Below are 25,543 nucleotides of genomic sequence, written 5' to 3'. Positions count from 1 at the left end.
TGCCTCTCCCTCGGAAATCCCGGTACCGATGACTGGGCCGACCCCGACGGGCCCTGACGGTGACGGCGCCTGAGAGGGGCCTGGTGGCGCCCCAGGCCGGGTGAAAGGCGGCTGGCGGCGTTCGCGGGCCGGCAGACATGCCGACTGGCGGGCCTACTTCTCCCAGGTGACCCTGACCACGGTGTCGTTGGAGTCCGACGGCTCCTCGAGCTTTTCGCCGGCCTTGAGGACACGCTCGGTCCGGCCGATCAGGATCGCGTTGCTGTCCGTCCGGTTCCACCACGCCGAGACGTTCTTGGCCATGCTGCCCCCATCGGGAAGCGGCAGCTGCGCCAGGTCCACGTCAAAGCCGGCGCCGATTCCGTAACCGGGCCCCTTGCGGTTGTAGTCCCGGTACAGGCCGAGCGTCTTGGGTGGACACTCCGCACCGTCAGGCGTGATCGCGACGACGCCGGCAGGCAGCTGTGTGCTCATGGTCTCTCCGTTCCTCATGCCCGACGGTGTCTCCGGCGGGGCAGGTGGCGACAACGTTCCACAGCCCGACCGCACCGGTGGCATCCATCCGGGGCCTGATCGTTCCTGCAATGAACATGACCACCCGCACGGCCCAGTTGTCGGCCCGACACGCCCGAGGTACACCCAGGCGGCAACGGAGGCGAGTTGACGGAAGCGGCGGCGTTGTCGTGTGCGGCAGCGGCAGCGGCCGGAACGGGGCGACGCCCGGCGTGGCTGGAACCGCTGTCCGTCGTGGCGGTGCTCATCGGGCAGGCGGGATGCGGGGGGCGGCGGACACCGGCGGCTGTTCAGAGCCCTGCCGCGTCCGCCGCCGCGGCGTCCTCGGCCTCCCAGCGGAGCAGGTCGCCCGGCTGGCACTCCAGTACCTCGCAGAGCGCGGCAAGCGTCGCGAAGCGCACTGCCTTGGCGCGGCCGTTCTTGAGTACCGCCAGGTTCGCCGGGGTGATCCCCACCCGGTCCGCGAGCTCGCCCACGGACATCTTCCGCCTGGCCAGCATCACGTCGATGTCGACGGCGATGGGCATCAGATCACCTCGTCCAGCTCGGCCCGCATCTGCGCCGCTTCGCCGTCCAGCGCGACGGCCTGGGCGAGCAGCATCCGCAGCACCAGCACGATGAGCGCTACTCCCAGGATGGCCAGGCCGATCCCGCCCATGATCACGGTGACGCCCGGGTCCTCCCGCTGGCCGGGGGCGTTGACGGCCGTGACCGCGAACCACAGCACGGCCGCCGCCACGATCGCCCAGATCACCCTGTCCACGTACCGGAAGGCGGCGTGCGAGAACACGGTTCCGCGTCGCACCATCGTCACCAGCCGCCACACGCAGACCAGGGCTACCTGGGCCGACACCATGCCGAGGATCGTGATCACGCGCAGTGGCGTCAGCGGGAGTGACCCGTCCTCCGGGTCGTTCCCCAACGCCCACACCATCAAGGCCTGTACGCACACGGTCCCGGTGAGCACCACCGCGAGCACGGCGCGCAGCGCACGCACGGTCAGATTTCCCATGAGCCATCCTTCCATCGACTGGCGATGGAAATCTATCGAATTTCGATAGGTCGAGCAAGGGGTGGCGGATAGGGTCGGCGGGCCCCGAGGACGTCGACTGGTCCGATCGGTCGGATCTGCTGGTGGTTCGCGCCGGGACACTCCGGGCGGCAACAGAGCCGAGGCTATGAATAGGTCGCCTGACCGTCCACGAGTGTCAACCTCAGGAGCCATGTGATGCGCCCCATCAGAGCAGCCTCTCTCGGCACTGCCACCGCGCTGGGCGCCCTCCTCGCCTGCGCCCCCGTCGTGTCCGCCGCCGCGGCGGACACCGAGCCCGCCCCCGCGAAGGACCGGGACCGGGTCATCGTCCTCACCGGCCGGCTCGCCGAGCAGTCGCGCTTCCCCGTCAACCCGGGTGGCGCGCCCGCCCAGGGCGACCGGACCGTCTTCCGCTCGATCCTCTTCGACAAGGACGGCCGGGAGGTAGGCGAGACCGGCGGTACCTGCACCACCACCCGCGTCGACAACGGCGGAGCGGAGGAGTGCGTCGTGACGTACGTCCTTCCGGGCGGGCAGCTCGCCGTCCAGGGAATGGTCTTCGGCCACCTCGTCCCGGGCCCTCCGCCGTCGTTCGACAACGCGATCACCGGCGGCACCGGGAAGTTCGACCGGGCCCGGGGCTCGGTCCACGCAGACACGATCGGGACGGGCACGCGGCGCTTCACCATCGACCTGGAGCGCTGACCCACCCCTGCCCCCACCGGTGAGGAGACCGGCCCCTGCACGGCACGGCCCTCCGGCTCGACCGGTCCCACCGGCGGGGACTGCGCGGCGCTCGGTGATCGCGACGATCCGCTGAGCACGTCGTGGCCATGGCCGAAGTGAGGCGACGGCTACCGCGTCGAGCGCGCGCACGCCCCACGCCTACGGCACGCGCCTGCTGCTCGGCGCCCCTACGGCTACGCCCTCCACCCGGAGCAGGACGCGGTGGACGCCTGGCTCTACCGGCGCCGGGTGGCGGCCTGTCGGGCGCCGAAGCCCCCCGCCGACGAGACAACACAGGGCGCCCCGTGGCCCCGACAGCCCTGCTGCGCAGCGATGGCGGACGGGCCGTGGGCCATCAGCGCGGAAGGCGACGGGGAACGGGGCGCCATGGGCGGTGTCAGGGTGTCAGTTGTTCGAACCGACGGTGTTGTCGTGGCCGGCGTTGAAGACGTCGTCCCCGGCGATCTGGGACCAGTCGCCGAAGACCAGGGTGAACGAGGGCTGAGGATGGTAGTGCACGGTCACGTCGGCGCTCGCGACACCGGCGGTACCGAACACGACGGCGCCGGCGGCAAGGGCGGTCAGAAGGAAACGCATGCTGCACCTCTCTTCTCTGCGGAAGGGCAATGGCATGCCCAAGCTAGAGACCCCGGACCGTCGGACGGTTCCTGATCCGGCGGTGCGGCCGCGAGTCTCATCCGATCGGCGCCACCGCCCCGCGGCTCCCTGGCTCCACCCGGGCTGTCCACCATGTGCCCGGCTCGTCCTCGGCTTCGGCGCGGTCCTGGCCACCGGCGGGTACGGGGCGCTGCGGCTCTCCGGGCGGGTACCACCGCCCTCGTCATGGGCTCCGGCCACACCAGCATGAATCGGTTCCGCGGGTCACCGCCCCGGTTGCACCTGCTGCAGGCGGGACACCGCGTGCTCCTGTCCGGTCGTGCCCTGGCGAATGGTCTGCGCCCGGTCCATGACCGCCCAGCCCGCCCGGCCTTCCGCATTCACCTCGTCGCGCGCGTCACGCACGCCGTAGTGCCGGTAGAGCTGCGTTTCCTCCGACACGGACAGGACACTTCCACAGTCCAGGGCCGCGCAGGGGGCATGCTCGATCGTCGTCACCGGATACGGGACGACCAGGCGCCCGTCCTGCAGGTCCGCCTCGCGCAACGGGACGAACACCCCACCCAGGCCGGACGCCCGATCGATGATGCGCACCCACTCGGGCCTGCCGGTGGTGTCGTCCACCAGGACGTACTCCACGAGCCCCAGGCGCTGCCCCTGGTCCGTGAACGCCGTGCATCCTTCCATGGCCGCGATCTGCTCCTGCGTGATCACTGGTGCTCCTCAACCCCTGCCGCGTGCTCTGTCGTCCCTCGGCTACCCAGCCGAGCCGAGGTGAAGCACCGAGCCGGCGGCGCGGTTCTCCCTCTCTCGCGCTGTCTCGCGGTCGGGGTCGCCGCCCGTACCGCTGTCGTTCTCGGCAGAAACACGGCTGGGCCCCGACCCGGGGGAAGGGGTCGGGGCCCAGCCGATGCGACGGGTCGGTGGCGGAGCGCGGACCGCGAACCGCCGACTGTGGACCGCGGTCAGCGGCGGAAGGCGTCCTTCACGTCTTCCTTCGCGTGACGGGTCTTGCCCTTGGCCTGCTCGGCCCGCCCCTCCGCGGTCATGCGCTCGTTGCCGACGGCTCGACCGGCGGTCTCCTTGGCCTTGCCCTTCGCCTGCTCGGCGTGGGCCTTGCTCTTCTCCGTGCCCGACATCGGGGACCTCCTCGTTGCTGTACCGGATTGGTCGTGACCGCTCTCCTGCTCCCGATCGCCGCCCGCAAACCCGGCCGTGTGGACAGTCCCCGGCGCCGCGCCCGGTGTCGGCCGGGGGCGTTCACATGGCGGCGGCGCGTTCTGCTGCCCGCCGGGACGGATGAGAAACCGGTAGGAATCGGGTGCATGGTCGGGGAACCGTCGGGCATTCGGTGCTGCGGAGGTTGATGACTATGGTTCCCCTGCTTCTTGTTCTGCTGCTCGTTCTGCTCCTGTTCGGTGCCGGTTTCGCGGTGAAGATCCTTTGGTGGGTCGCGATCGCGGTGCTGGTGCTGTGGCTGATCGGCTTCGTCGCCCGCCCGAAGGGCAGTAGCGGCCGCTGGTACCGCTGGTAGCTGCGCAGAGCCCGTACCACTGCACGCCGGTGGCCCGACCCCCGCCCGCGGGGCCGGGCCACCGGCATGTCCTCGCCCGGCCGGCGCGCGGGGCGCCCGCGGGCGGCCGGTGGCCGGACGGGCTACTTCGCCGGGTGCGGGCGGGCGAGGGCTCTGATACCGGCCGGCAGGCCCCCGGTGAGACGCCCCTGAGCGCGAGACGCCCTTCGGGGGTGCTGTGGCAACGGACTTCGAGCGGATTCCGTCCCGGCCTGATCCCTGCTGGCGCCCTTCCAGCCCATGTTCGTTCAGCGCGCTATGGATCGTCACAGACCCATGGGCACCGGGCGGGAAAGCGGCCGGCGTCAGGTGCGGTGGGGCGGCCGGGGCGGCGCGGCGGACTGGGCGCAGCGGACGCAGGTGGTGGCCGCTGGACGGATCTCCAGGCGTTCGGGCGCAATCGCGCCGCCGCAGCCTTCGCACCGTCCGTACTGGCCTCGTTCGAGCCGTTGCAATGCCTGGTCCAGCTCTCCCAGGTGTTCGCGCGCCTGGGTCATCAGGGCGGCCACGTGGGCACGCTCGAAGGCGGTGGTTGCGCCCTCGGGGTCGTGCTCGTCGTCGACCGCGACCAGGGCGTTGGCTGCGACGATGCCGTCGAAGTCGCGGCTCAGCGCGGCTACCCTCGCGAGTGTGTCGGCGCGGTCGGCCGCGAGGCGTGCGCGCACGGCCGAGAAGGTGGACGGGTCGGGCTCGTCATGGCCGTGCCGGGATGCGTCACCCATGCTGCGACAACGCCGGTTCGCGGCTCCTGATTCCCCGCACCGTCCCGGCCCCGCGCCGGCGACCTCACGATGGCGGTCGCCCACTGGCAGACCTGGGACGAGCACTCGGCCATCGTCGGCATCGCGGGCGTCTCGCGCACAGCAGGCGGATGGCGTGTCGCTGCCGAGATCGCCGCCTGAACGCGTTCGCGCCTTCGGCCGTCGGGGGTGCTCGGAGCGCGTGAACCCCGCTGGGCGGTCCTGTACGGACCCGTGACGGTTGAACTGGCCCGGGCCTTCGACGCGATCACGGCCGACACCGCGTTCCTCTGCGCACCGCCCCGGGGCCGGCCACCAGCGGTCCGCCGAGCGCGGTGCCCAGGGGTGCAGGCAGCATCCGTACGGCGGATCCCGCCGCGAGGGCCTGCGGCAGCGCCGGATCCCCGTGAACCGGTCGCCCTCCAGACTGTGTCGTCCTCGGGCTCCGGGACCACGTCCTCGGGGACGGCGCCCCGGCAGGTCACCGCCCCGACAGGCGCCAGGATGGGGCCACAGCCTCCAGGCTGTGGCCCCATCGTGTGAGCGGTGCGACTGCGGCGGGCAGCCGGGGCGTCGCTCAGGCGTGGCGGTGATGGTGCTTGTTGCCGGTGACCAGGCGGTAGACGGCGAGAAGGATGACGGAGCCGACGACGGCCGCGATCCAGGTGGAGAGGTCGAAGAAGCCGTCGATGGAGTCGACGCCGAAGATGACCTTTCCGAGCCAGCCGCCGAGCAGGCCGCCCGCGATGCCGATCAGCATCGTGATGATGACTCCGCCCGGGTCCTTGCCCGGCATGAGTGCCTTGGCGATGAAGCCCGCGAGCAGTCCGATCAGGATCCAGGCAATGATGCCCATGCGCTTCTCCAACCTCGTGAAATGAGCCGGTGTTGACGCTCGTCTTCACCGTTTCGAGGTTTCCAAACGTCTGGATCCTCTTGCCCACCGGCTGCGGAGGCTGGCCGCCATGGTCAGGGAGACGAGGAGGTTCGGCACCTTCGAAGCCTGGGGCGGCCCGGTCGTGTTCACCACCAGCCCGTGTCCGTACAGGTACAGGCGCCGGTCCGCCATGCTCCGCCGGAAGAAGGGACTCCGGGCGGCCGGTGCGGCGACCAGGACTCCGATCCACAAGGGGTACATCGCGATGGTCCAGCTCACGTTGACCCACAACAGGACCCCGCCGACGATCAGCACGGCTATGCCGGCCAAGGACGCGAGGACGAACCAGATCCGGTACTTCTCACGGACGCCGACCTCGCTCTTGGGCTGGAGTGCTCCGGGTTGCCCAGGCGGTGTCGGGCGGCCAGGGTGCCGCTTCACGTAGGGCTGACGTCGGCACGGTCATGCGCGGCCCCGGCTTCAAGGCCACGGCGTACCCCGCAAGACCGCTTGGAACGGGGGGTTCACCATGTGACGGGGCGTCTGCGCCGCGTACGCGCCGCCAGCAGGCAACACCGGGATCCATGCCCGAGCCCTCCGAGCCGGCTCGGAAATCGGCTCGCTGCGGCGGTTCCGGCTGGCAGGATGCAGTGGGGGGCGTGACTCCGTCGTGACTCCCTTGACCGTGCACCCGTCGAGTCGGAGGAACGAACACACATGCGCTATCTCCCGCTGGGCAGTTCAGGCCTGCAGGTCTCCGCCGTCGGCCTCGGCTGCAACAACTTCGGCGGCCGGCTCGACGCCCAGGCCACCTGGGCCGTCGTCGACGCCGCCCTGGAGGCGGGCGTCACCCTGCTCGACACCGCCGACATCTACGGCGGCGGGGGCGGTTCCGAGCGGTACCTCGGTCAGGCCCTGAAGGGCCGGCGCGACCAGGTCGTCCTCGCCACCAAGTTCGGCTACGACGGCGTCGACATGCAGTACGGGCCCGCCGCCGGCTCCCGCGGCAGCCGCGCCTACATCCGGCGGGCCGTCGAGGAGTCCCTGCGCCGCCTCGAAACCGACCACGTGGACCTGCTCCAGCTGCACAGCCACGACCCGGCCACGCCCGTCGCCGAGACGCTGGCCGCTCTCACCGAGCTCGTCGCCGAGGGCAAGGTCCGCTACATCGGCCACTCCAACTTCACCGGCTGGCAGCTCGCCGAAGCCGCGCACGTCGCCCGCGAGACGGGCTCCGTCCCCTTCGTGTCCGCGCAGAACGAGTGGTCCCTGCTGGAGCGGTCGGCCGAGCGCGAGCTGGTCCCGGCGGCCCGGCACTACGGCGTCGGCGTACTCCCGTACTACCCGCTCGCCAACGGCCTGCTGACCGGGAAGATCCGCCGGGGCGCGCCTGTCCCGGCCGGCTCCCGCCTCGAAGGCAGGAGCTCCTACCTCACCGAGGAGCGCCTTGACGTGGTCGAGGCACTGGCCGCCCTCGCCGAGAAGCACGACCGCACCGTCCTCGAACTCGCCATCGGCTGGCTCTGCGCCCAGCCCGGCTGCGCCTCCGTCATCGCCGGCGCCACCTCCGCCGAGCAGGTACGCGCGAACGCGGCCGCCGGTGAACGCCCGCTGGACGCGGACCTGCTCGCCGAGATCGACGCGATCGCACCGGGCGTCCCCGCGTAGAGGCCCCGAACGCAGACGACGACGAGCGCTCCCCATGCCCCGCAGGGGGGAGGAGCAGGGCTCGTCGCGCAGGCCGGCGGCCGACCCGTCGGCCCGTATGCCCGTCGGCCCGCCGGATCAGGACACGATGTCCTTGCGGGAGAAGCCGCGGAAGGCCAGGGCGAACAGCACCAGCGCGTACGACACCGACACCACCGCCCCCTTCACCATCCCGCCCCACTCCAGCTGCGGCTGCAAGGCGTCCGCCCACGCGAACTGCCAGTGCGCCGGCAGGAACTCACGCCACGAGCCGAGCGCCGTCACCGCGTCCAGGACGTTGCCGACGATCGTCAGCCCGACCGCGCCGCCCACCGCGCCCAGCGGCGCGTCCGTCCGCGTGGACAGCCAGAACGCCAGCCCCGCCGTCACCAGCTGCGAGACGAAGACGAAGCCCACCGCCAGCGCGAGCCGCGGCACCGTGTCCCCGGCCGCGAGCGCGCCGCCCGCCGGGAGCTTCAGCGGCCCCCACCCGTAAGCGACCGTGCCCGCCGCCAGCGCCACCACCGGCAGCAGCACGATCGCCGCCAGGCTGAATCCCAGCGCCACCACCAGCTTGCTCCACAGCAGCCGCGCCCTCGGCACCGGCGACGCCAGCAGATAGCGCAGTGAGGACCAGCTCGCCTCCGAGGCCACGGTGTCCCCGCAGAACAGCGCGACCGGCACCACCAGCAGGAAACCGGCCGACACGAACAGGCAGGTCGCGGCGAAGTTCGCGCCCGAGGCCGTGGCCGTGTCGATCAGCGTGATCCGGCCGTTCCCGCCACCCCTGCTGTCAGGCCCGCCGCCCACCGCGAACGCGATGATCATGATGAAGGGCAGTGCGGCCAGCACCCCGCCCATCACGAGGGTCCGCCGCCGGCGCCACTGCCGCAGCGCCTCCACGCGCAGCGGCAGCGTACGGCTCGCCCGGTAGCCCGGTGCCGTTTCCGCAGCCGCCTCCCGCGCCGCCTCCCGCGCCGTCGTCGCCGTACTCATGCCGCATCTCCGATCAGGGTGAGGAACGCGTCCTCCAGTCTCCGGTGCGGCCCCACCGCGGTCACCGGCACCTCCAGCCGCACGAGTTCGGCGATCAGCCCGGCGGGCGTCGCGCCGTCGAGCCGTACGAGCAGCCCGTCGTCCGCGGCCACCACGGAACCCACCCCCTCCAGCGCCGCCACCTTCTCGACGGCCACCTCGTCCGCGGGCTCGGCCAGCGCCACCAGCAGGGTGTCCCCGCCACCGGTGATCTCGGCGACCTCGCCCGCCGCCACCCGCTGCCCGCGGTCCATGACCACCAGGTGCGTGCAGGACTGCTCGACCTCCGACAGCAGGTGGCTGGAGACGATGACGGTCCGCCCGCCGGCCGCGTAGCGGATCATCACGTCCCGCATCTCGCGGATCTGCGGCGGGTCCAGACCGTTCGTCGGCTCGTCCAGGATCAGCAGATCCGGCATCCCCAGCATCGCCTGTGCGATCGCCAGCCGCTGGCGCATGCCCTGCGAGTACGTGCGCACCGCGCGCTCCAGCGCGTCGCCGAGCCCGGCGATCTCCAGGGCCTCCGCCATGTGCGAGTCCTCGGCCGGGCGGCCGGTGGCCTGCCAGTACAGCTCCAGGTTGGCGCGGCCCGTCAGGTGCGGGAGGAAGCCCGCACCCTCCACGAAGGCCCCGACCCGCGACAGCACCGGTGCTCCGGCCCGCACCGCGTGCCCGAACACCCGGATCTCCCCGGCGTCCGGCGAGATCAGCCCCATCAGCATCCGCAGCGTGGTGGTCTTGCCCGCCCCGTTGGGCCCGAGCAGCCCCAGCACCTGCCCCTTCTCCACCCGGAACGACAGATCCCGGACCGCGTACCGGTCCTGCGCCTTCGCGTACCTCTTCGTCAGTCCCGTGATCTCCAGCGGTACGTCGGCGAGCGCCGGGTCCGGCTGCGGTACGCCGGCCCGCACCCGCGCGACGCCGCCCCCGCCCGGGCGGCGCAGGCCGAGCAGCGCCGCCGCGAGCGCCGCCGCGCCCAGCGGCAGCCCCCAGGTCCAGGCGGGCAGCCCCGCCGTGGCGGTCCGCACCCGCGGGGCGACGGGCACGGCCAGGGGGCTTTCGAGCGCGACCGTGTAGGCGGCCGGGGCGGCCGGGCTCGCGTAGCCCAGGTCCGTGGCGGCGACCACGAGCCGCAGGCGGTGTCCGGCCGCGACGGAGTGGTCGATCGCGGGCAGCCGCAGCCGTACGGTCGCACCCTGCTGCGCGTTCTCCACCCGCAGCGGGGCGACCAGCTGGGAGGGCAGCACCTGCTGCCGCCCGTCGGGCCCCACGTCGTACACCTTGCCGAACAGGACGGCCGAACCGTCCGCAGCCGTCGACCTCACCTTCAGGGTGACGGTCGGGGTCCCGGTGATCTGCAGGTCCTCGGCCAGCGGCGCCGACTCGAAGCGGGCGTTCTGCCCGGGGAAGTCCAGCGAGAGTCCGGCCCCGAACGAGGCCAGCTGCCCGCCGACACCGGGCAGGGAGGACAGCGCGGGGGGTGCGCCGCCCGCCGGGTTGACGAAGGTCTGCTCGCGCCCCGTCAGGGCGAACTCCCGCGGGCCGGAGGACAGACCGGGGTAGTGTTCGCCGCTCGCGCCGCGCAGTATCACCTCGCCGTCGGTGGAGTCGATCCCGCCGGAGCGCGAGACCCGGAAGGCCGGGCCGGTGTCCGCGCCCTCGTCGCCCTTGAGGTGGCGGTCGAACCAGGAGGCCACACGGGCCTCCACCCGGTCTGCCTCGCGCATGCCGCCGTCGTGTCCGCCGGCCGCCCAGTCGACCGACACGGGTGCGCCGTTGGCCGCGATGGCCGTGGCCATGGCATCGGCCTGGTCCAGCGGGAAGAGGGAGTCGTCCTGGCCCTGCACGACCAGGGCCGGCACCCTGATCCGGTCGGCGACCGCCGACGGGCTGCGCTGTTCCAGCAGGGTGCGGGCCTCGGCGTCAGGCTTCCCTGCCACGGCGACGCGTTCGTACATCGCGCACAGCTCGGGGGTGAACTTCCCGCAGCCTGGGCCGGCCGGGACGGCGTCCCGCGGACCGGACCCGGTCGCGGGCGCGGTGCCGGTATCGGGTCCGGTGCCGGTGCCGGCGGCGGCCCCGGACCCGGCCTCCGGCCGTCCGCTCCCCGCCTCCGGCCGCCCGGTCCCACTGTCCGGCGGCGTGCCCTGCGGCGTGTCCTGCGGTGCGGTACCGGCCTGCTGCATCCCGCCGGCCGAGCCGGTGGTGAAGAACATCCCCGACCACAGCTTCTTGAAGACGCCGCCCGGGAAGAGGGAGTCCGCGAGGTTCCAGTACGTGATCTCCGGGGCAATCGCGTCCACCCGCCGGTCGTGACCGGCCGCCAGCAGCGAGACCGCCCCGCCGTAGGAGGCCCCGGACACGCCCACGCGCGGGTCGCCGTCCGCGTCGAGGCGCACCTCGGGCCGGGCCGCGAGCCAGTCGATGAGCCGGGAGACGTCCTTGACCTCGTGTTCGGGGTCGTTGAGCCCGATCCGGCCGCCGGAGCGGCCGAAGCCGCGCGCCGACCAGGTCATGACGGCGTAGCCGTCGCGGGCCAGACGCTCGGCCTGTGCACGGACGTCGTCCTTGCTGCCCCCGAAGCCGTGCCCGAGGAGTACGGCGGGACGTTTCGCCCCACCGCCCTTCCCGTCGCCCGCGACGAAGTAGGAGGTGTCGATGTCGGCACCGGGCATGTTCAGAACCTGGTCCCGGCGGTGCACGGCGGGCGCGTCGCCGGACGCGGACGAGGCCGTCCACGTACCGGCCCCCGCCACGACGGCCAGCGCGGCGGCGCCCGCGAACAGGCGGTCTCGGCGGCGCCGGGGCATACGGAGCTTCATACGGGCACCCTAAGGGCCTGTCGCCCGACCTCCGAGCACCCACAGGCGGAACCCCCGACCTTCTCAGGGATGAGGGCGCCGCCTCCGCGTACCGCACCCGCGGTACGGGCGCCCCGTCCGCCCGCCCACCCCCGCGGTACGGGCGCCCCGCCCCCCCCGCCCACCCCCGCGGTACAGGCGTCCGACCTGCGCATCGCGCCGCCCGGCGGGAGGATGGCCGCATGCTGCTGGCCGAGGTCGCCCGTGTGTCCCGGGAAGTCGCCGACACTTCCGCCCGGTCCCGCAAGACCGCGCTGCTCGCGGAACTGTTCGCGGCGGCTCCGCCCGAGGAGGCCGGGCTGGTCATCTCCTACCTCTCCGGGCGCCTCCCGCAGGGCCGCCCCGGCATCGGCTGGCGCACCCTGGGCCAGGAGACCGCACCGGCAGCCGTCCCCACCCTCACCGTCCGCGACGTCGACGACGCGGTGAACGGACTGGTCGCGGAGGCCGGCGCCGGGTCCGCCGCCCGGCGCAGCGCGATCGTCGCCGGGCTGCTCGGCGCGGCCACCGAGGCCGAGCAGGCCTTCCTGCGCAGCCTGCTGTCCGGCGAGGTACGCCAGGGGGCGCTCGACGCGGTGGCCCTGGACGGCGTGGCCGCGGCCGCCGGGGTACCCGCCGCCGAGCTGCGCCGGGCGGTGATGCTGGACGGCTCCCTGCCGCGGGTGGCCGAGGCGGTGCTGGCCGACGGCCCCGAGGCGCTGCGCGCCGTGACCCTGCGGGTGGGGCGGCCCGTACAGCCGATGCTGGCGGGCACAGCCGCATCGGTCACCGAGGCGCTGGCCGCGCTCGGCCCGTGTGCGGTGGAGGAGAAGCTCGACGGGATCCGCGTGCAGGTCCACCGCGAGGGGGACGACGTACGGGTCTACACGCGCTCCCTCGACGAGATCACCGGGCGGCTGCCGGAGGTGGCGGACCTGGCCCGGTCGCTGCCGGGGGAGCGGTTCATCCTCGACGGGGAGGTCATCGGGCAGGCGGCGGACGGCCGCCCCGTCCCCTTCCAGGAGATCGCGAGCCGGGTCGGCTCCCGGGTGGACGTGGACGCCGCCCGGCGGACGCTCCCGGTGGTCCCCTACTTCTTCGACGTCCTGGCCGTCGGCGGCGACTGCCTGCTCGACCTCCCGGTCCGCGAGCGGTACGCGGCCCTGGCCGCCCTCGTGCCCGAGAGCGCCCGGGTCGGCCGCCTGGAGGTGGCAGACCCGGCGGCGCAGGCGGCGCAGGCCCTGGAGTTCTGGGCCGAGACCCTGCGCCGCGGTCACGAGGGCGTGGTGGTCAAGGCCCTGGGATCGGCCTACGCGGCCGGCCGGCGCGGCAAGCACTGGCTGAAGGTGAAACCGGTGCACACCCTGGACCTGGTCGTGCTCGCGGCCGAATGGGGGCACGGGCGGCGCACCGGACTGCTCTCGAACCTGCACTTGGGAGCGCGGGCCGCCGACGGCACCTACGCCATGCTCGGCAAGACCTTCAAGGGCCTTACCGACGAGATGCTGCGCTGGCAGACGCAGGCGCTGCGCGCGCTCGCCACCTCGGACGACGGGTTCACCGTACGGGTCCGGCCCGAACTGGTGGTGGAGATCGCCTACGACGGCCTGCAGCGCTCGACGCGCTACCCGGCCGGAGTGGCCCTGCGCTTCGCGCGGGTGGTGAGGCACCGCCCGGACAAGGGCGCGGAGCAGGCCGACACCGTCGAGACGGTCCTGGCCCAGGGGAACACCCCCTGAGGGCAGCCGGCGAAGGGCCGGCGGCGGGTGGAGAGCGGACCACCGAACCGTCATAGGGCGGCGATAGACCGGCGGTGCAGGGTGGCTGTCCACGTGCCGGCCCGTAGCGGCGGGCACACACCACGGCGGGCCCGCCCGTCGTCCAGCCGACCGCGGCCGTGACCGCGCCCGTGACCGTGACCCGCCGTGCCAGGAGCCGCCACCGTGGACCTTGACTCCGTGCTGACCCGCCGGCCCCTACCCGGCCTCCAGGCGCCCCGCGACGACGCACCGCCCCCGGAGGGGGCCGGGCGCCTGCGGCGTGCCCGGACCGCCGTGGTCGCGGCCCTTCCCGGCACCGGCGCGGTCGCCGCCGTCCTCCTCGCCCTCGCCGCCGTCGGCGCGATGATCAGCGAACCGGTCCTCATACCGTCCCTGGCCGCGAGCGCCGCCGTCCTCCACTACACCCCCACCCTGCCGACGGCCCAGCCCCGGACCGTCGTCGTCGCCCACCTGCTCGGCGCTGCGGCCGGCTACGCGGTCCTCGCCACGGCGCCGAGCAGCCCCTGGAGCGCGGCCCTGGCCGCAGGGCTCACCTTCGCCGCCACGAGTCTCACCCGCACCCCGCACTCGCCCGCGTGCGCCACCGCCGTCGTCGTCGTGCTGCAGACCCCGGCCCCCGCGCGGTTCGTCCCCCTGCTGCTCTGCGCCACGGTGATGCTCGTCCTCGGCGGCCTCGCCGCCTCCCGCCTGCGCCGGGAGGCGCCCCGGTATCCGGTCCGCTGGTGGTAGCGGCGGCGCCCACGATATTTGCCTCAGAGGCAAGGAGGTTTGCCAGGAGGGCAAGATTCTGGCTCAATCGGGGGCATGAACCCTGGTCCCGCCCCCGGCGGCGAAGACGCTCCCGGCTCGGACGACGCCGCCGACGAGCTGCCCGCCGTGGCACCGCAGCTGCGCGAGCTGCGCCGCCGCGCCGGCCTCACCCTGGAGGCCGCTGCCGCCCGGGCCAGGCTCTCGCCCGCCCACCTGTCCCGGCTGGAGACCGGCCGGCGCCAGCCCTCGCTGCCGCTTCTGCTGGGGCTCGCCCGCACTTACGGTACGACGGTCTCCGAGCTGCTCGGCGAGACCTCCGCCGTCGCCGATCCCATCGTACGGGCCGGCGGTCCGGGCGCCCGGGAGGCCGACGGCTGGACGTACTGGCAGGCGGGCGGCGCCGGGCGCGGGATGCAGGCGCTGCGCGTGCACGTCCCGCACGGCCGCGGCCCGGACGACCTGGTCCGCGTCCATCCCGGCGAGGAATGGCTGTACGTCCTGGAAGGGCGGCTGCGCCTGCACCTGGGCGAGGCCGAGTACCTGCTGGAGCCGGGGGACAGCGCCCACTTCGACTCCCTCACCCCGCACCGGATCGGCGGCGCCTCCTCCGGCGGAGCCGACCTGCTGTTCGTCCACACCCTGCTCCAGAGCAGCCTTGGCGGGCTGTGCCTCGGCGGGACCACGACCACCACGCATCACCGATAGGCGAGGAGCCCCCATGACCCCCGTGCCCCCTGCGGACGAGCCCGTCGGCGTACGCGCGCGTTTCGAGGCCAAGTTCCCCCGCGGCCTGATCATCCGGCTGATCGCCTACCTTTTCGTGGGCCACCTCTTCGCCTTCTTCGTCTACCTCCTCTTCGTCCTGGGTGGCCAGAACCAGTAACCACCGGGAGCGCGCGAGCCGGTGCCGCGCGGCTATGGAAAGGTGCGGGGGTGGTGGCTACCCTCCGCGCATGATTCCCACGGTTGTCTGGGGTACCGGCAACGTCGGCCGTCTGGCCATCCGCGCCGTCGCGGCCCATCCCGCGCTGAAACTGTCCGCAGTCATCGTCCACAGTCCAGCCAAGGTCGGCCGCGACGCCGGCGAACTCGGCGGTCTCGACCACCTGTTGGGGGTCGAGGCCACCGACGATGTCGAAGCCGTACTGGCCGGCCGCCCCAGAGCGGTGGTGTACGCCGCGTCCGGTGACGTCCGGCCCGACGAGGCCCTCGCCGACATCACCCGTGCGATCCGGGCGGGCGCGGTCGTCGTCAGCCCGGCCCTCTACCCGCTCTACGACCACCGCAGCGCCCCGCCGGAGTTCCGCGACCCGGTGCTGGCGGCCGTCGCGGAGGGCGGCGGCTCGCTCTTCGCCTCCGGCGTCGACCCCGGCTGGGGCAACGACGTGCTCCCGCTCCTGATCAGCGGACTCGGCACCACGATCGACGCCGTCCGCTGCCAGGAGATCTTCGACTACTCCACCTACGACCAGCCGGACTCCGTCCGTGATCTGGTCGGCATGGGCCACCCCATGGACTTCGAGCCGATGATGCTCATGCCCTCGATCCCGACGATGGTCTGGGGCGGCCAGATACGGATGATGGCCCGGGCGCTCGGCGTCGAACTCGACGAGATCCGTGAGACGTCGGAGCGCCGCGCCCTCGACACCACCGTGACCACACGCAGCATGGGCGAGTTCGAGGCGGGCACCCAGGGCGCGATCCGCTTCGAGGTCCAGGGCATCGTCGCAGGCGAGCCCCGCATCGTCATCGAGCACGTCACCCGTATCCACGCCTCGTGCGCACCGGACTGGCCCGTGCCGCCGGACGGCGGTGACGGCGCCCACCGCGTCGTCATCGAGGGCCGCCCCCGCATCGAGGTCACCATCGAGGCCACCGACGAGGGCGAGAACCGCTCCGCCGGCGGCAACGCCACCGCCGTCGGCCGTCTCGTCGGCGCCATCGACTGGCTCACCGAGGCGGAGCCCGGACTCTACGACGCCCTCGACATCCCGCTGCGCCCCGCCACCGGCAGACTCGGAAGGAAACCGTCATGAGGATCGACATCCCCGAAGGCCAGCACCCGATCGAGTACGTGTGGGGCGATATGGTCCCCGGGATCGGCATGGCCGCCGCGAACTTCTCCCTGTCGGTGTACGCCCACACCACGCTGGGGCTGCGCGAGTTCGAGGCGGCCCGGCTGCGCGTCGCGCAGATCAACGGATGCGTGTTCTGCCTGGACTGGCGCACCGAACGGGACGGGCAGAAGGTCGAGGAGGAGTTCGCCGACGCGGTCACCGAGTGGCGCACCACCGACGCGTTCGACGAGCGCACCCGGCTGGCGGCGGAGTACGCCGAGCGGTACACCCTCGACCACCACGGGCTCGACGACGAGTTCTGGGGCCGGATGACCGCGCACTACAGCCAGTTGGAGATCGTGGAACTCACGATGAGCATCGGGTCCTGGCTGGCCTTCGGGCGGCTCAACCACGTGCTGGGCCTCGACAACGTCTGCGTGCTGCCCGGGCACGGAGCCGGGCACGGAGCCGGGCGGGGCACGGCGGCGTGAAGGCGGAACTCAAAGGCGGTGACGGCGGAAGGCAAGGGGGAAGGTGAGGCGGACCATGAAGAAGGGGCCGTTCGGCGCATCCGAACGGCCCCGGCCGCTGGGGGGAGGACGCGGCCCTACGAGAGGTCTGTGGCGATGATCTTCTCGATGTTGCGCTCGGCGAGCGCGGTGATGGTGACGAACGGGTTCACGCTGGCGTTTCCGGGGATCAGCGCGCCGTCGATCACGTACAGACCGGTGTAGCCGTGCAGACGGCCGTAGTTGTCGGTGGCCTTGTCGAGGACGGCGCCGCCGAGCGGGTGGTAGGTGAGGGTGTCGTGCCAGATCTTGTTGCCGCCGAACAGGTCGTACCGGTAGATCGTCCCCTCCTTCGAATTGATCTTGTCGAAGATGGTCTTGGCCATGGTGATGGACGGCTGCTTCCATGCCGTCTGCCAGCTCAGGTCGGCCTTGCCCGTCGCGGCGTTCCAGGTGAACTCGGCCCGGTGGGGGTTCTTCGTGATCGACAGGTAGAAGGAGGCGTACGTCTCGATCCCGGTGGGCAGCGGGGCGACCTCGGCGAAGGCGCCGCCGGCGTCCCAGTTGTCGATGCCGGAGCAGGGGATGGTCGACTGGAGCTTGCCGGTCGGGTCCCACATGTGGTTGGCGCGGCCGCACATGACGTTGCCGTTCTCGCCCCAGCCCTTGCCGACCTCGCCGCCCAGGTTCGGCAGTGCTCCGGTGGCCTTCAGTCTGACCAGCAGCTTGCTGGTGCCGACGCTGCCGGCCGCGAAGAACACCCGCTCGGCCGTCACGGTCTTGGTGGCCACGGTGTCGCCGGTGGTGTTGAGCTGGTCGATGGCGACGGTGTAGCCGCCGCCGGCGGCGGGGGAGACCGTGGTGACCTTGTGCAGCGGCGAGACGGTGACCCTGCCCGTGGCCCTGGCCTGCGCGAGGTAGGTCTGGACGAGCGACTTCTTGCCGGCGTTGTTGCCGTAGAGGATCTCGCCGGCCAGGGCGGACTTGGTGACGGTGCCCGCGGCCTCCTTCTTCATGTAGTCCCAGTCGTACACGTCGGGCACGAACGTCCAGGCGAAGCCGGACCGCTGGGCGTGCTTGCGGCCGACCCTGGAGAACTGGTAACAGTCGGCGGTGTCGAACCAGGCCGGGTCGATCATCCCGACGCCGAGACCGGCGTTGGCCCTGGGGTAGTAGGTGTCGTACATCTCGTCGGCGTTCACCGACGGGAGGACGGCGGCGAAGTGGGCGCGCTTGGGCGTGACCGCCATGCCGCCGTTGACCAGCGAACCGCCGCCGACACCGCGGCCCTGGTAGACGGTGATGCCAGCGAAGTCCTCGGCGTCCAGGATCCCGGTGTACCTGGGGACGTCCTTGTCGATGGGGAAGCCGAGGAAGTTGCTGAGCGGCGCCTTCGTCCGCGTGCGGAGCCAGAACGAGCGGTAGTCCGGGCTGGTCACCTTCGGGAAGACCTTGCCGTCCGGGCCCGGGGTGTCCCAGTTCATGCCCATCTCGATCATCTGCACGTCCACTCCGGCCTGCGCCAGCCGCAGAGCCGCGACCGACCCGCCGTAGCCGGTGCCGATGACCAGGACCGGTACGCGTGCGCCGTCACCGATCGGTCCCGGTGCGGCAGCCGCCGCCCGCGCCGCCGCGGGCGCGAGGTGACCGGCCAGGGCCACGGCCCCGACGATGGAACCTGTTCTACCCAGGAATCCGCGGCGGGAGATTCCATTGGAGCCTCTTTCCGGCAGCGGGTTGTCACTCATGTGACGTTCCTCACTCTCGATGGAATAGGAACGAGTTCTACTGCTGCCCGCGTGTGAAGTCACTACATACGTCTAGGTAACTTCCGGTCGATCAGCGGTCTCCGGCGGCCGGTTCACGGCGCCGCACCCGGCCCAGCACCAGCAGCGAGGCGACCGCGGCGAGGGTGCACCGGGTGGAGGCGAATTCCGGCCGCCACAGCGCTGAGCAGGCCGGTGCCCCGCCGCCGGCACCACCCCGAGGGTCCGCAGCCGTCGGTCGCCGACGAGCAGCAACGCGCGCAGAGTGGCGAACAGACAGCCCGTCAGGACCAGCGGCATCCACGGAACATTCACGCCGTAGCCGATGGTGCGGCCCGGGGTCTCGGCCGTCATCGGCCCGGTGGTGAGGGCGTACGCGAGCACCGCGGCGGTCGCGACGCCGACCAGCAGCGGCAGCGCCGCCACGGGGCAGGTCGCGGGCCCGCCGTACGCGCGCCACGCACACGAGTCCGACGGCGGCGACAGCCGTGCCCGCCACCAGATCGGCCGTCGCGCTCCAGCGCACGGGGATCAGCCCGGCGTCGTACGGTCACCCCGCTCGCGGGGTTCGAGCGGCGGAGCCGACACCGCGCAGTACGTGTGGCACTGCGGGTGGCACACGCCGGGTGCGGGGGAGCGTACGGTCGCCCAGGCTACGGCGGCGCCGGCCAGGAACGCCCCGGTGCACCAGAGCATGGCCCGCCCGAACGCGGCGTCGAACTGGCTCGCCGAGCGGTACGACTCGGGCCCCATTCCGGACAGCAGCGGCAGCGCCGCCACCGCGAGCAGCCCGGCGACGCGCGCCGCCGCGTTGTTGATGCCGCTGGCCAGTCCCGCCCGGCCGGGGTCCACCGAGGCCAGCACGGTGGACGTCAGCGGGGCGACCAGGGTTACCAGGCCCATGCCCATCACGACCATCGCGGGCAGCACGTCCTGTACGTAGGAGGCCGCGGGCCCCACCCGCAGCATCAGCAGCGTCCCCACCGCGCACAGCACCGGCCCCACCGTGAGCGGGATGCGCGGTCCGATCCGCTCCCCGAGCTCACCCGAGCGCGCCGACAGGAGGAGCATCAGAAGGGTCGTCGGCAGCATCGCGGCCCCGGCGGCCAGCGCCGAGTACCCGGACACCACCTGGAGCTGGAGCACAACGAGGAAGAAGAACCCTCCGATGGCCGCGTACACGCACAGGGTGACCAGGTTCACAGCGGTGAACAGCCGGGACGCGAAGATGTCCGGAGGCACCATCGGGTCGGTCCCCCGCCGCTCCACGTACACGAAGGCGCCGCCCAGCAGGCCCCCGAGAACCGCCGCGACGATCACCGCCGCCGATCCGGACCGGGCTTCGATCAGCGCGTAGGTGACCAGTCCCAGGGCGCCCGCGCCGAGTGCCGCGCCGGCCGCGTCGAACCGCCCGTGCGCCTGCGGGTCCCGGGATTCCGGTACATGCCGCAGGGCGACCGGCACGCACACCGCGGCCAACGGAACGTTCAGCAGGAAGACCCACCGCCAGCCGGGCCCGTCCACCAGCCAGCCGCCGAGGAACGGCCCCACCGCGGCGCCCACCCCGCCGAACCCCGACCACAGGCCGATCGCACGCCCCCGGTCCTCGGCGCGGATCGACGCCTGGATCAGGGCCAGGGAGCCGGGCGTCAGCAGTGCCCCGCCGATACCCTGCAGGGCCCGGGCCGCGATCAGCACCCCGGCGTTCGGCGCGACGCCGCACAGCAGCGAGCCGACGGCGAACCACACCACTCCGACTGTGAAGATCCGGCGCCGTCCGAAGCGGTCACTCAGTGAGCCGCCGACCAGGATCAGCCCGGCCAGGGTGAGCAGATAGGCGTTCACCGTCCACTGGAGCGCCGCCAGATCGGCGTCGAGGTCCTCGCCGATGCGCGGGAGCGCCACGTTCACCACGGTCGAGTCGAGCATGGCCATGGTCGACCCGAGCACCGTGGCCAGCAGGATCCACCGGCCGCGCGCCGAGGCCAGCGGGACGGCGGGCTCGGGCGGCACGTCGGGAGGCTCGGCGGGCACGGTCATGCCTTCAGGCTGGCGCGCCCGGCGCGCAAGGGCCACCGGGCGCGGCGCCGGTATGCGCGGCCGGGGACGGCTCATAAGGCCCTCTTGTAATGAGCATGACGTCTACTTCACCATGACCCGCGCACGTCACGCGCACCCTTCCCGCACATCCCGCACACGGCGTACGAGGAGACAACACGTGGCCCAACGCGACAAGCGGTCCTCACGAGCCTTACGGCCCACAAGGCCGGTCCGGCCCGCACGGTCCTTACGCACGGCGCTCGCCGCCCTCACCTCCGTCCTGCTGCTCCCGCTCGGCGCGGGAGTCGCCGCGGCCGCACCCGATCCCGGCACCGGCGCGCCGAGCGCGGCCGAGCGCAAGATCGAACCCAAGCTCCGCGCCCAGCTCGACGGCGCGGCCAAGGCCGTCTTCTGGGTCTACCTCGACAGCGCCGCCGACCTCACCGCCGCGGGGAAGCAGCAGACGCGCGCCGCCAAGGCCGAGACCGTGCTGAGGACGAAGAAGGACCACGCCGCGCGCAGCCAGGCCGACGTCGTCAAGGCCCTGGAAGGCGCCGGGGCCGAGTACACCTCGTACTGGATCGTGAACGCCGTGCGCGTCGTCGGCAGCGAGAAGCTCGCCGGAACCCTCGCCCAGCGCCCCGAGGTGGCCCGGATCGACGCCGACGACAAGGTCGACCTCCCCCAGCCCGCCGAGGGCAAGCGCGAGAAGGCCGTCGCCGACGCCGTCGAGTGGAACATCGACCGGATCAAGGCCCCTCAGGTGTGGGACCGGATCGGGGTCCGCGGCGAGGGCATCGTCGTCGCCAACATCGACAGCGGCGTCGACCACACCCACCCCGCCGTGGCGGGCCAGTACCGCGGCAGGAACGCCGACGGCACCTACTCCCACGACCACAACTGGTTCGACCCGGCGGGCGTCTGCGCGGGCGCCGCACCGTGCGACAACAACGACCACGGCACCCACACCATGGGCACGATGGTCGGCGACGACGGCGGCGCCAACAAGATCGGCGTCGCCCCCGGCGCCAAGTGGATCGCCGCCAAGGGCTGCGAGTCCAACTCCTGCTCCGAGGCCTCACTGCTCGCCTCCGGCCAGTGGATCGTCGCCCCGACCGACCTGAACGGGCAGAACCCGCGACCCGACCTGGCCCCGCACATCGTCAACAACTCCTGGGGCGGCGCGGGCGGCGACACCTGGTACCAGCAGATCGTCGACACCTGGCGGGCCGCCGGCATCTTCCCGGCCTTCTCCAACGGCAACGCCGGACCCGGCTGCTCCACCAGCGGCTCACCGGGTGACTACGCCAGCTCCTACAGCTCCGGCGCCTTCGACATCAACAACGCGATCGCGTCCTTCTCCTCGCGCGGCGCCGGCCCCGGCGGCATCGTCAAGCCGAACATCTCCGCCCCGGGCGTGAACGTCCGCTCCTCCGTGCCCGGCGGCGCGTACGAGGCCTTCTCCGGCACCTCCATGGCCTCACCGCACACCGCGGCAGCCGTGGCCCTGCTGTGGTCCGCCGCCCCGTCCCTCGAAGGCGACATCGCGCAGACCGAGTCCCTCCTCGACGGCACCGCCCTGGACACCGACAGCAGCCAGTGCGGTGGCAGCGCCGCCGACAACAACGTCTTCGGAGAGGGACGGCTCGACGTCCTCGCCGCCGTCAACGCCGCCCCGCGCGGCGCGATCGGCGCCCTCGGCGGCACCGTCCGCTCCGGCGGCCAGCCCCTCGCGGGCGTGAAGGTCACCGCTGACGGACCCATCGACCGCACGACCACCACGGCGGCCGACGGCAGCTACACCTTCCCGGCCCTGTCGGTGGGCGAGTACACCCTGACCGCCGCCAAGTTCGGCTACGGGCAGCAGACCGCGACCGCCACCGTGACCGAGAACGCCACCGCCACCGGCGACTTCACCCTCACCCAGGCGGCCTCCGGCAAGGTCACCGGCACCGTCGCCTCGGCCTCCGGCCCGGCCGCGGGGGCGGCCGTCACCATCGCCGACACCCCGGTGACCGCGACCACCGACCCACAGGGCCGCTTCGAGGTGACCCTGCCCCACGGCACCTACCGGGTGAACGCCACCCACGCCTCCCGCTGCCTCAGCGCCGGTACGGCGGAGGTCACCGTCGGCGGGGACACCACCGTCACCGTGAACCTGCCCGAGCGCATCGACGGCTACGGCTACGCCTGCGCCACCGCGGGCGACCGGCCCTACGTGCAGGGCAGCCGGCAGCTCGCCCTCACCGGCGACAACACCACCGAACGGGTCGACCTGCCCTTCCCGCTGCCGCTGTACGGCAAGACCTACGCCCAGGCCTGGATCGGCACGAACGGCACGGTCAGCTTCGGCGGGAACCACACCGGCGACATCAACGGGGACCTCCCGAGCACGGCCACGCCCAACGCCGCCCTCTACCCCTTCTGGGACGACCTGGTCGTCGGCGCGGCGGGCAGCGGCTCGGGCGTCTTCACCGCGGTCACCGGCACCGCCCCGCACCGCAGCTACGTGATCGAGTGGCGCGAGGTGGCCCACTGGTCGGCGCAGGCCGAGAAGTTCTCCTTCTCCGCGGCGATCGGCGAGGACGGCACCGTCAGCTACTCCTACAAGAACACCGGTGGCACCGGCATCAAGGGCGGCTCCACGGCCACGGTCGGTGTGGAGAACGCCACCGGAACCGACGCCTTCGCGTACTCCTTCAACACCCCGGTCATCACCGACGGCCTGTCCATCGCCTTCCGCACCACCAAGAGCGGCGTGGTGGCAGGCAGGGTCCTCGACGCCAACGACGGCGACGGCGTCGCCGGGGCCACGGTGACCGTCGGCACGGGCGACAGCGCGGTGTCGGCGACCACCGCCGCTGACGGCGGGTACGTCGTCCAGAGCCCCTCCGGCTCGCGCGCCGTCTCCCTCGCGGCGGCGCAGTACGAGCCCGCCACGGCCACGGTGGAGGTCAAGGCCGCCGACGTCACGACGGTGACGCAGTCCCTGCGCACCGGCAAGGTGACGGCGTCCAAGCCGGCGCTGGAGGTCGTGCTCCCGGCCGGCCAGCAGCGGACCCGGACCCTGGACCTCACCAACCCGGGCCTCGGCACGGCGTTCACGGTGTCGGAGGACGCGGCCTGGCTGACGGCCACACCGGCCGGCGGCGACCTGCCCACGGGCGGGAAGGCACCGGTCACCCTCTCGGTCGACACGAGCGCACTGGCTCCCGGCACGGTCCTCACCGCCGACCTGAAGATCGCCTCGGCGAGCGGCCGCACCCCGGTCCTCACCGTCCCGGTCAAGGTCGTCGTCCCGCGCTACCAGGTCGGCCTGGACGCGGGATCCGGCTACGGCTCCACCGACGCCCTCGGCGACGCCTGGTCCCCGGACCGCAAGTACACGGCCGGCTCGTACGGATACCAGGGCAACGGCACCGTCCGGTCCACCGGCCGCACCATCGCCGGCACCGACGAGCAGCGGCTCTTCCGCAACGCCCGTGAGGGCATGTACGAGTACCGCTTCGACAACGTGCCGAACGGCACCTACACGGTGGAGCTCGGCTTCGCGGAGCTGTCCTCCACCAAGCCGGACAAGCGCGTCTTCGACGTCCTCGCCGAGGGCACGCAGGTCCTGCCCTCCCTCGACATCGCGCTGGAGGCGGGCACCTACACGGCCCTGACCCGCACGTACACGGTCACGGTCACGGACGGGGTGCTCAACGTCCGCTTCGTGACGCACTCCGGCTTCGGCAAGCCCCTGCTGAACACCCTCCGGGTGACCGACCGCCCCGACAAGGGCTGACCCGGTGAGGGGGAGCGGGGTGCCGACCGGCCCCCGCCCCTCCTTCCGGTACGCCGATCCCCGGCGTTCCGGCCCATTCGAGTGGCCGGAGCGGCCGATCGGCGCGACCTGCCACGGGCCCGCGGCGGAGGTCGTTAGCGTGAGCGACCATGACGCTCCTGAGCGACCAGGCAGACGCCGTCCGGGCCCTGGTGGAGTCCGCCGACCCCGGAGCGGTGTGGGCCGTCGGCGGACCCGACGGCCCACTCGCACGTTCGGACGGGGCGGACGAGGTCTGCGACGTGGGCGGCCTCACCGCCGTCCTCGCCCTGTGGCCGGTGGTCGGGACCCTCGTCGACGAGGGCGCGCTGCGGCTGCACACCCCGCTGGCCGCGTACGGGGACGAGGCCGCGGCGGGCACCCCCGCCGGGACCACCGCCCACCAGCTCCTCACCCACCCCGGTGGCACGGCCGCCCTCACCCGTCTCGTCGAACACCTCTCCGGCAGTGCCCTCGCCGAGCTCGCGGCCGCACGCGTCTGGACCCCGCTGGGCATGACCCGCACCCGCCTCGCCGACGGCACCCTCCGCGCACCCCTCGCCGACCTCGCCCTCTTCCTGAGGCACCTCCTCCACCCGAGTGCGCCGAGTACGGCCAGTGCCCCGGCGCCCGCGAGTGCCCCGAGTGCCGTGGGAACCGCGAGCGAGCCGGACGACCCGGGCCGCGCGTGCGGCCCGTCGCCCCTCACCCGCGCCTGGACGGCCGAGTCCCTCCGCATCCGTACGGGCGAACTCACTCCCGCCCGCGGGCTCCTCTGGCACCCCGCCCCGCACGGCGTCTGGACCCACCACGCACCGACCGACCCGGGCCCCGCCGTCTGGATCTCCCCCCGCCACCACCGCTGGGCGGTCCTCCTCCCGGCCGCCGCCGGCCCGCTGCGCACCACCTTCCGCGAGGCCGTCTTCGCCCCCGACGGACCCGCCCGGAGCAGCAGGCCGGGCGGGATCCCCCGGGTGTAGGCCGTGTCCTTCGGATCATGCCGGGCCCGCGGTGACCGGTGCCGCGCCTCGCCGTGTCGTCCTCGGTCCGGCGACGCTCCGCGTCGCCTCCCGCGTCCGCCTTGCGATCCTTCCCCTGGCTAGGTCCTGTCTGGAGTTCCCCCGCGGCGTTGCGGCGTCCGGCACCGCCGCTTCCGGCGTTGTCGTCAGTCGCCGACGCTCCGCGTCGACTCCC

The 25,543-nt window shown here is 72.9% G+C and carries 24 protein-coding genes and 2 pseudogenes; 11 read left to right on the top strand and 15 right to left on the bottom strand.

From position 1 onward, the window contains the following. Positions 1 to 153: 153 nt before the first annotated feature. The 3 genes from ACFWFZ_RS19900 to ACFWFZ_RS19890 all read right to left on the bottom strand — a co-directional run bounded on the left by ACFWFZ_RS19900 (position 154) and on the right by ACFWFZ_RS19890 (position 1,525). Positions 154 to 474 carry a hypothetical protein gene (locus tag ACFWFZ_RS19900; protein WP_387124022.1) on the bottom strand — a complete coding sequence of 107 codons (321 nt, stop codon included), beginning with the start codon at positions 472 to 474 and terminating at the stop codon, positions 154 to 156. A 329-nt stretch (positions 475 to 803) separates the two neighbouring features. Then, complete coding sequence (locus ACFWFZ_RS19895; RefSeq protein ID WP_387124020.1) at positions 804 to 1,040, bottom strand: helix-turn-helix domain-containing protein; 237 nt, start codon at positions 1,038 to 1,040, stop codon at positions 804 to 806. Next, on the bottom strand, positions 1,040 to 1,525 hold the full coding sequence (locus ACFWFZ_RS19890; protein ID WP_387124018.1) for a DUF2975 domain-containing protein: 486 nt from the start codon (positions 1,523 to 1,525) through the stop codon (positions 1,040 to 1,042). The genes ACFWFZ_RS19895 and ACFWFZ_RS19890 overlap by 1 nt, the downstream gene beginning before the upstream one ends. Before the next feature lie 216 nt (positions 1,526 to 1,741). Between ACFWFZ_RS19890 and ACFWFZ_RS19885 the strand changes: the two genes are divergently transcribed. Then, positions 1,742 to 2,251 carry a hypothetical protein gene (locus ACFWFZ_RS19885; RefSeq protein ID WP_387124016.1) on the top strand — a complete coding sequence of 170 codons (510 nt, stop codon included), beginning with the start codon at positions 1,742 to 1,744 and terminating at the stop codon, positions 2,249 to 2,251. Between the two features lie 426 nt (positions 2,252 to 2,677). On the opposite strand, the gene ACFWFZ_RS19880 is transcribed toward ACFWFZ_RS19885, so the two are convergent. The 3 genes from ACFWFZ_RS19880 to ACFWFZ_RS19870 all read right to left on the bottom strand — a co-directional run bounded on the left by ACFWFZ_RS19880 (position 2,678) and on the right by ACFWFZ_RS19870 (position 4,029). Beyond that, positions 2,678 to 2,869: a hypothetical protein gene (locus tag ACFWFZ_RS19880; protein WP_387124014.1), complete on the bottom strand. Its 192-nt coding sequence runs from the start codon at positions 2,867 to 2,869 to the stop codon at positions 2,678 to 2,680. A 285-nt stretch (positions 2,870 to 3,154) separates the two neighbouring features. Next, positions 3,155 to 3,604: a PRC-barrel domain-containing protein gene (locus ACFWFZ_RS19875; protein ID WP_387124012.1), complete on the bottom strand. Its 450-nt coding sequence runs from the start codon at positions 3,602 to 3,604 to the stop codon at positions 3,155 to 3,157. Between the two features lie 251 nt (positions 3,605 to 3,855). Further along, a complete protein-coding gene (locus tag ACFWFZ_RS19870) occupies positions 3,856 to 4,029 on the bottom strand; it encodes a CsbD family protein (RefSeq protein ID WP_387124010.1) in 174 nt (57 codons plus the stop codon). Between the two features lie 233 nt (positions 4,030 to 4,262). Here ACFWFZ_RS19870 and ACFWFZ_RS19865 point away from each other — a divergent pair, with 233 nt between their 5' ends. After that, entirely contained in the window at positions 4,263 to 4,424 is a 162-nt protein-coding gene (locus ACFWFZ_RS19865) for a hydrophobic protein (RefSeq protein ID WP_387124278.1), read from the top strand. Positions 4,425 to 4,768: 344 nt separating this feature from the next. Here the strand turns inward: ACFWFZ_RS19865 and ACFWFZ_RS19860 are convergent, their stop codons facing one another. From ACFWFZ_RS19860 to ACFWFZ_RS19850, 3 genes are all read right to left on the bottom strand, one after another. Beyond that, on the bottom strand, positions 4,769 to 5,185 hold the full coding sequence (locus tag ACFWFZ_RS19860; RefSeq protein WP_387124008.1) for a TraR/DksA family transcriptional regulator: 417 nt from the start codon (positions 5,183 to 5,185) through the stop codon (positions 4,769 to 4,771). A 595-nt stretch (positions 5,186 to 5,780) separates the two neighbouring features. Then, positions 5,781 to 6,059, bottom strand: a complete 279-nt coding sequence (locus ACFWFZ_RS19855; RefSeq protein ID WP_387124006.1) for a GlsB/YeaQ/YmgE family stress response membrane protein — start codon at positions 6,057 to 6,059, stop codon at positions 5,781 to 5,783. A gap of 45 nt (positions 6,060 to 6,104) precedes the next feature. Then, on the bottom strand, positions 6,105 to 6,521 hold the full coding sequence (locus ACFWFZ_RS19850) for a hypothetical protein (protein ID WP_387124004.1): 417 nt from the start codon (positions 6,519 to 6,521) through the stop codon (positions 6,105 to 6,107). A gap of 276 nt (positions 6,522 to 6,797) precedes the next feature. On the opposite strand from ACFWFZ_RS19850, the gene ACFWFZ_RS19845 reads away from it, so the two are divergent. Beyond that, positions 6,798 to 7,748 (top strand): aldo/keto reductase, encoded by a 951-nt coding sequence (locus tag ACFWFZ_RS19845; protein ID WP_387124002.1) that lies wholly within the window; start codon positions 6,798 to 6,800, stop codon positions 7,746 to 7,748. A 117-nt stretch (positions 7,749 to 7,865) separates the two neighbouring features. Here the strand turns inward: ACFWFZ_RS19845 and ACFWFZ_RS19840 are convergent, their stop codons facing one another. Further along, positions 7,866 to 8,762, bottom strand: a complete 897-nt coding sequence (locus tag ACFWFZ_RS19840; RefSeq protein ID WP_387124000.1) for an ABC transporter permease — start codon at positions 8,760 to 8,762, stop codon at positions 7,866 to 7,868. Further along, positions 8,759 to 11,623, bottom strand: a complete 2,865-nt coding sequence (locus ACFWFZ_RS19835; protein WP_387123998.1) for an alpha/beta fold hydrolase — start codon at positions 11,621 to 11,623, stop codon at positions 8,759 to 8,761. The genes ACFWFZ_RS19840 and ACFWFZ_RS19835 overlap by 4 nt, the downstream gene beginning before the upstream one ends. Before the next feature lie 221 nt (positions 11,624 to 11,844). On the opposite strand from ACFWFZ_RS19835, the gene ACFWFZ_RS19830 reads away from it, so the two are divergent. The 6 genes from ACFWFZ_RS19830 (at position 11,845) to ACFWFZ_RS19805 (ending at position 16,720) form a co-directional block, all read left to right on the top strand. Further along, positions 11,845 to 13,380 (top strand): ATP-dependent DNA ligase, encoded by a 1,536-nt coding sequence (locus ACFWFZ_RS19830; RefSeq protein ID WP_387123996.1) that lies wholly within the window; start codon positions 11,845 to 11,847, stop codon positions 13,378 to 13,380. 204 nt (positions 13,381 to 13,584) lie between these two features. Further along, positions 13,585 to 14,151, top strand: coding sequence for an HPP family protein (locus ACFWFZ_RS19825; RefSeq protein ID WP_387123994.1), 567 nt, complete (start codon positions 13,585 to 13,587; stop codon positions 14,149 to 14,151). 75 nt (positions 14,152 to 14,226) lie between these two features. Beyond that, the gene (locus ACFWFZ_RS19820) at positions 14,227 to 14,877 is read left to right on the top strand and encodes a helix-turn-helix domain-containing protein (RefSeq protein WP_387123992.1); all 651 of its coding nucleotides are present in this window, start codon (positions 14,227 to 14,229) and stop codon (positions 14,875 to 14,877) included. 13 nt (positions 14,878 to 14,890) lie between these two features. Next, on the top strand, positions 14,891 to 15,055 hold the full coding sequence (locus ACFWFZ_RS19815; RefSeq protein ID WP_167751146.1) for a DUF6126 family protein: 165 nt from the start codon (positions 14,891 to 14,893) through the stop codon (positions 15,053 to 15,055). Between the two features lie 70 nt (positions 15,056 to 15,125). After that, complete coding sequence (locus tag ACFWFZ_RS19810) at positions 15,126 to 16,208, top strand: dihydrodipicolinate reductase (protein ID WP_387123990.1); 1,083 nt, start codon at positions 15,126 to 15,128, stop codon at positions 16,206 to 16,208. Beyond that, positions 16,205 to 16,720, top strand: a complete 516-nt coding sequence (locus ACFWFZ_RS19805; protein WP_387123988.1) for a carboxymuconolactone decarboxylase family protein — start codon at positions 16,205 to 16,207, stop codon at positions 16,718 to 16,720. The genes ACFWFZ_RS19810 and ACFWFZ_RS19805 overlap by 4 nt, the downstream gene beginning before the upstream one ends. Before the next feature lie 116 nt (positions 16,721 to 16,836). On the opposite strand, the gene ACFWFZ_RS19800 is transcribed toward ACFWFZ_RS19805, so the two are convergent. The 4 genes and pseudogenes from ACFWFZ_RS19800 to ACFWFZ_RS19785 all read right to left on the bottom strand — a co-directional run bounded on the left by ACFWFZ_RS19800 (position 16,837) and on the right by ACFWFZ_RS19785 (position 20,544). After that, positions 16,837 to 18,486, bottom strand: coding sequence for a GMC oxidoreductase (locus ACFWFZ_RS19800; RefSeq protein ID WP_387123986.1), 1,650 nt, complete (start codon positions 18,484 to 18,486; stop codon positions 16,837 to 16,839). 91 nt (positions 18,487 to 18,577) lie between these two features. Further along, positions 18,578 to 18,888, bottom strand: a pseudogene (locus tag ACFWFZ_RS19795) (DUF6629 family protein). A gap of 52 nt (positions 18,889 to 18,940) precedes the next feature. Then, positions 18,941 to 19,030 (bottom strand): annotated as a pseudogene (locus tag ACFWFZ_RS19790) (DUF6629 family protein); the annotation flags it as partial. A gap of 5 nt (positions 19,031 to 19,035) precedes the next feature. After that, positions 19,036 to 20,544, bottom strand: coding sequence for an MFS transporter (locus tag ACFWFZ_RS19785; RefSeq protein WP_387123984.1), 1,509 nt, complete (start codon positions 20,542 to 20,544; stop codon positions 19,036 to 19,038). A 178-nt stretch (positions 20,545 to 20,722) separates the two neighbouring features. On the opposite strand from ACFWFZ_RS19785, the gene ACFWFZ_RS19780 reads away from it, so the two are divergent. Both ACFWFZ_RS19780 and ACFWFZ_RS19775 read left to right on the top strand, forming a co-directional pair. Then, positions 20,723 to 24,331 (top strand): S8 family serine peptidase, encoded by a 3,609-nt coding sequence (locus ACFWFZ_RS19780; protein WP_387123982.1) that lies wholly within the window; start codon positions 20,723 to 20,725, stop codon positions 24,329 to 24,331. A gap of 149 nt (positions 24,332 to 24,480) precedes the next feature. Beyond that, on the top strand, positions 24,481 to 25,329 hold the full coding sequence (locus ACFWFZ_RS19775; RefSeq protein WP_387123979.1) for a hypothetical protein: 849 nt from the start codon (positions 24,481 to 24,483) through the stop codon (positions 25,327 to 25,329). Positions 25,330 to 25,543: the final 214 nt, after the last annotated feature.

It is taken from the genome of Streptomyces sp. NPDC060232, from assembly GCF_042726555.1.
GTDB lineage: Bacteria > Actinomycetota > Actinomycetes > Streptomycetales > Streptomycetaceae > Streptomyces.
Note: the sequence above shows the minus strand (reverse complement) of the source record. Positions and strands in the feature narration are given on the sequence as shown.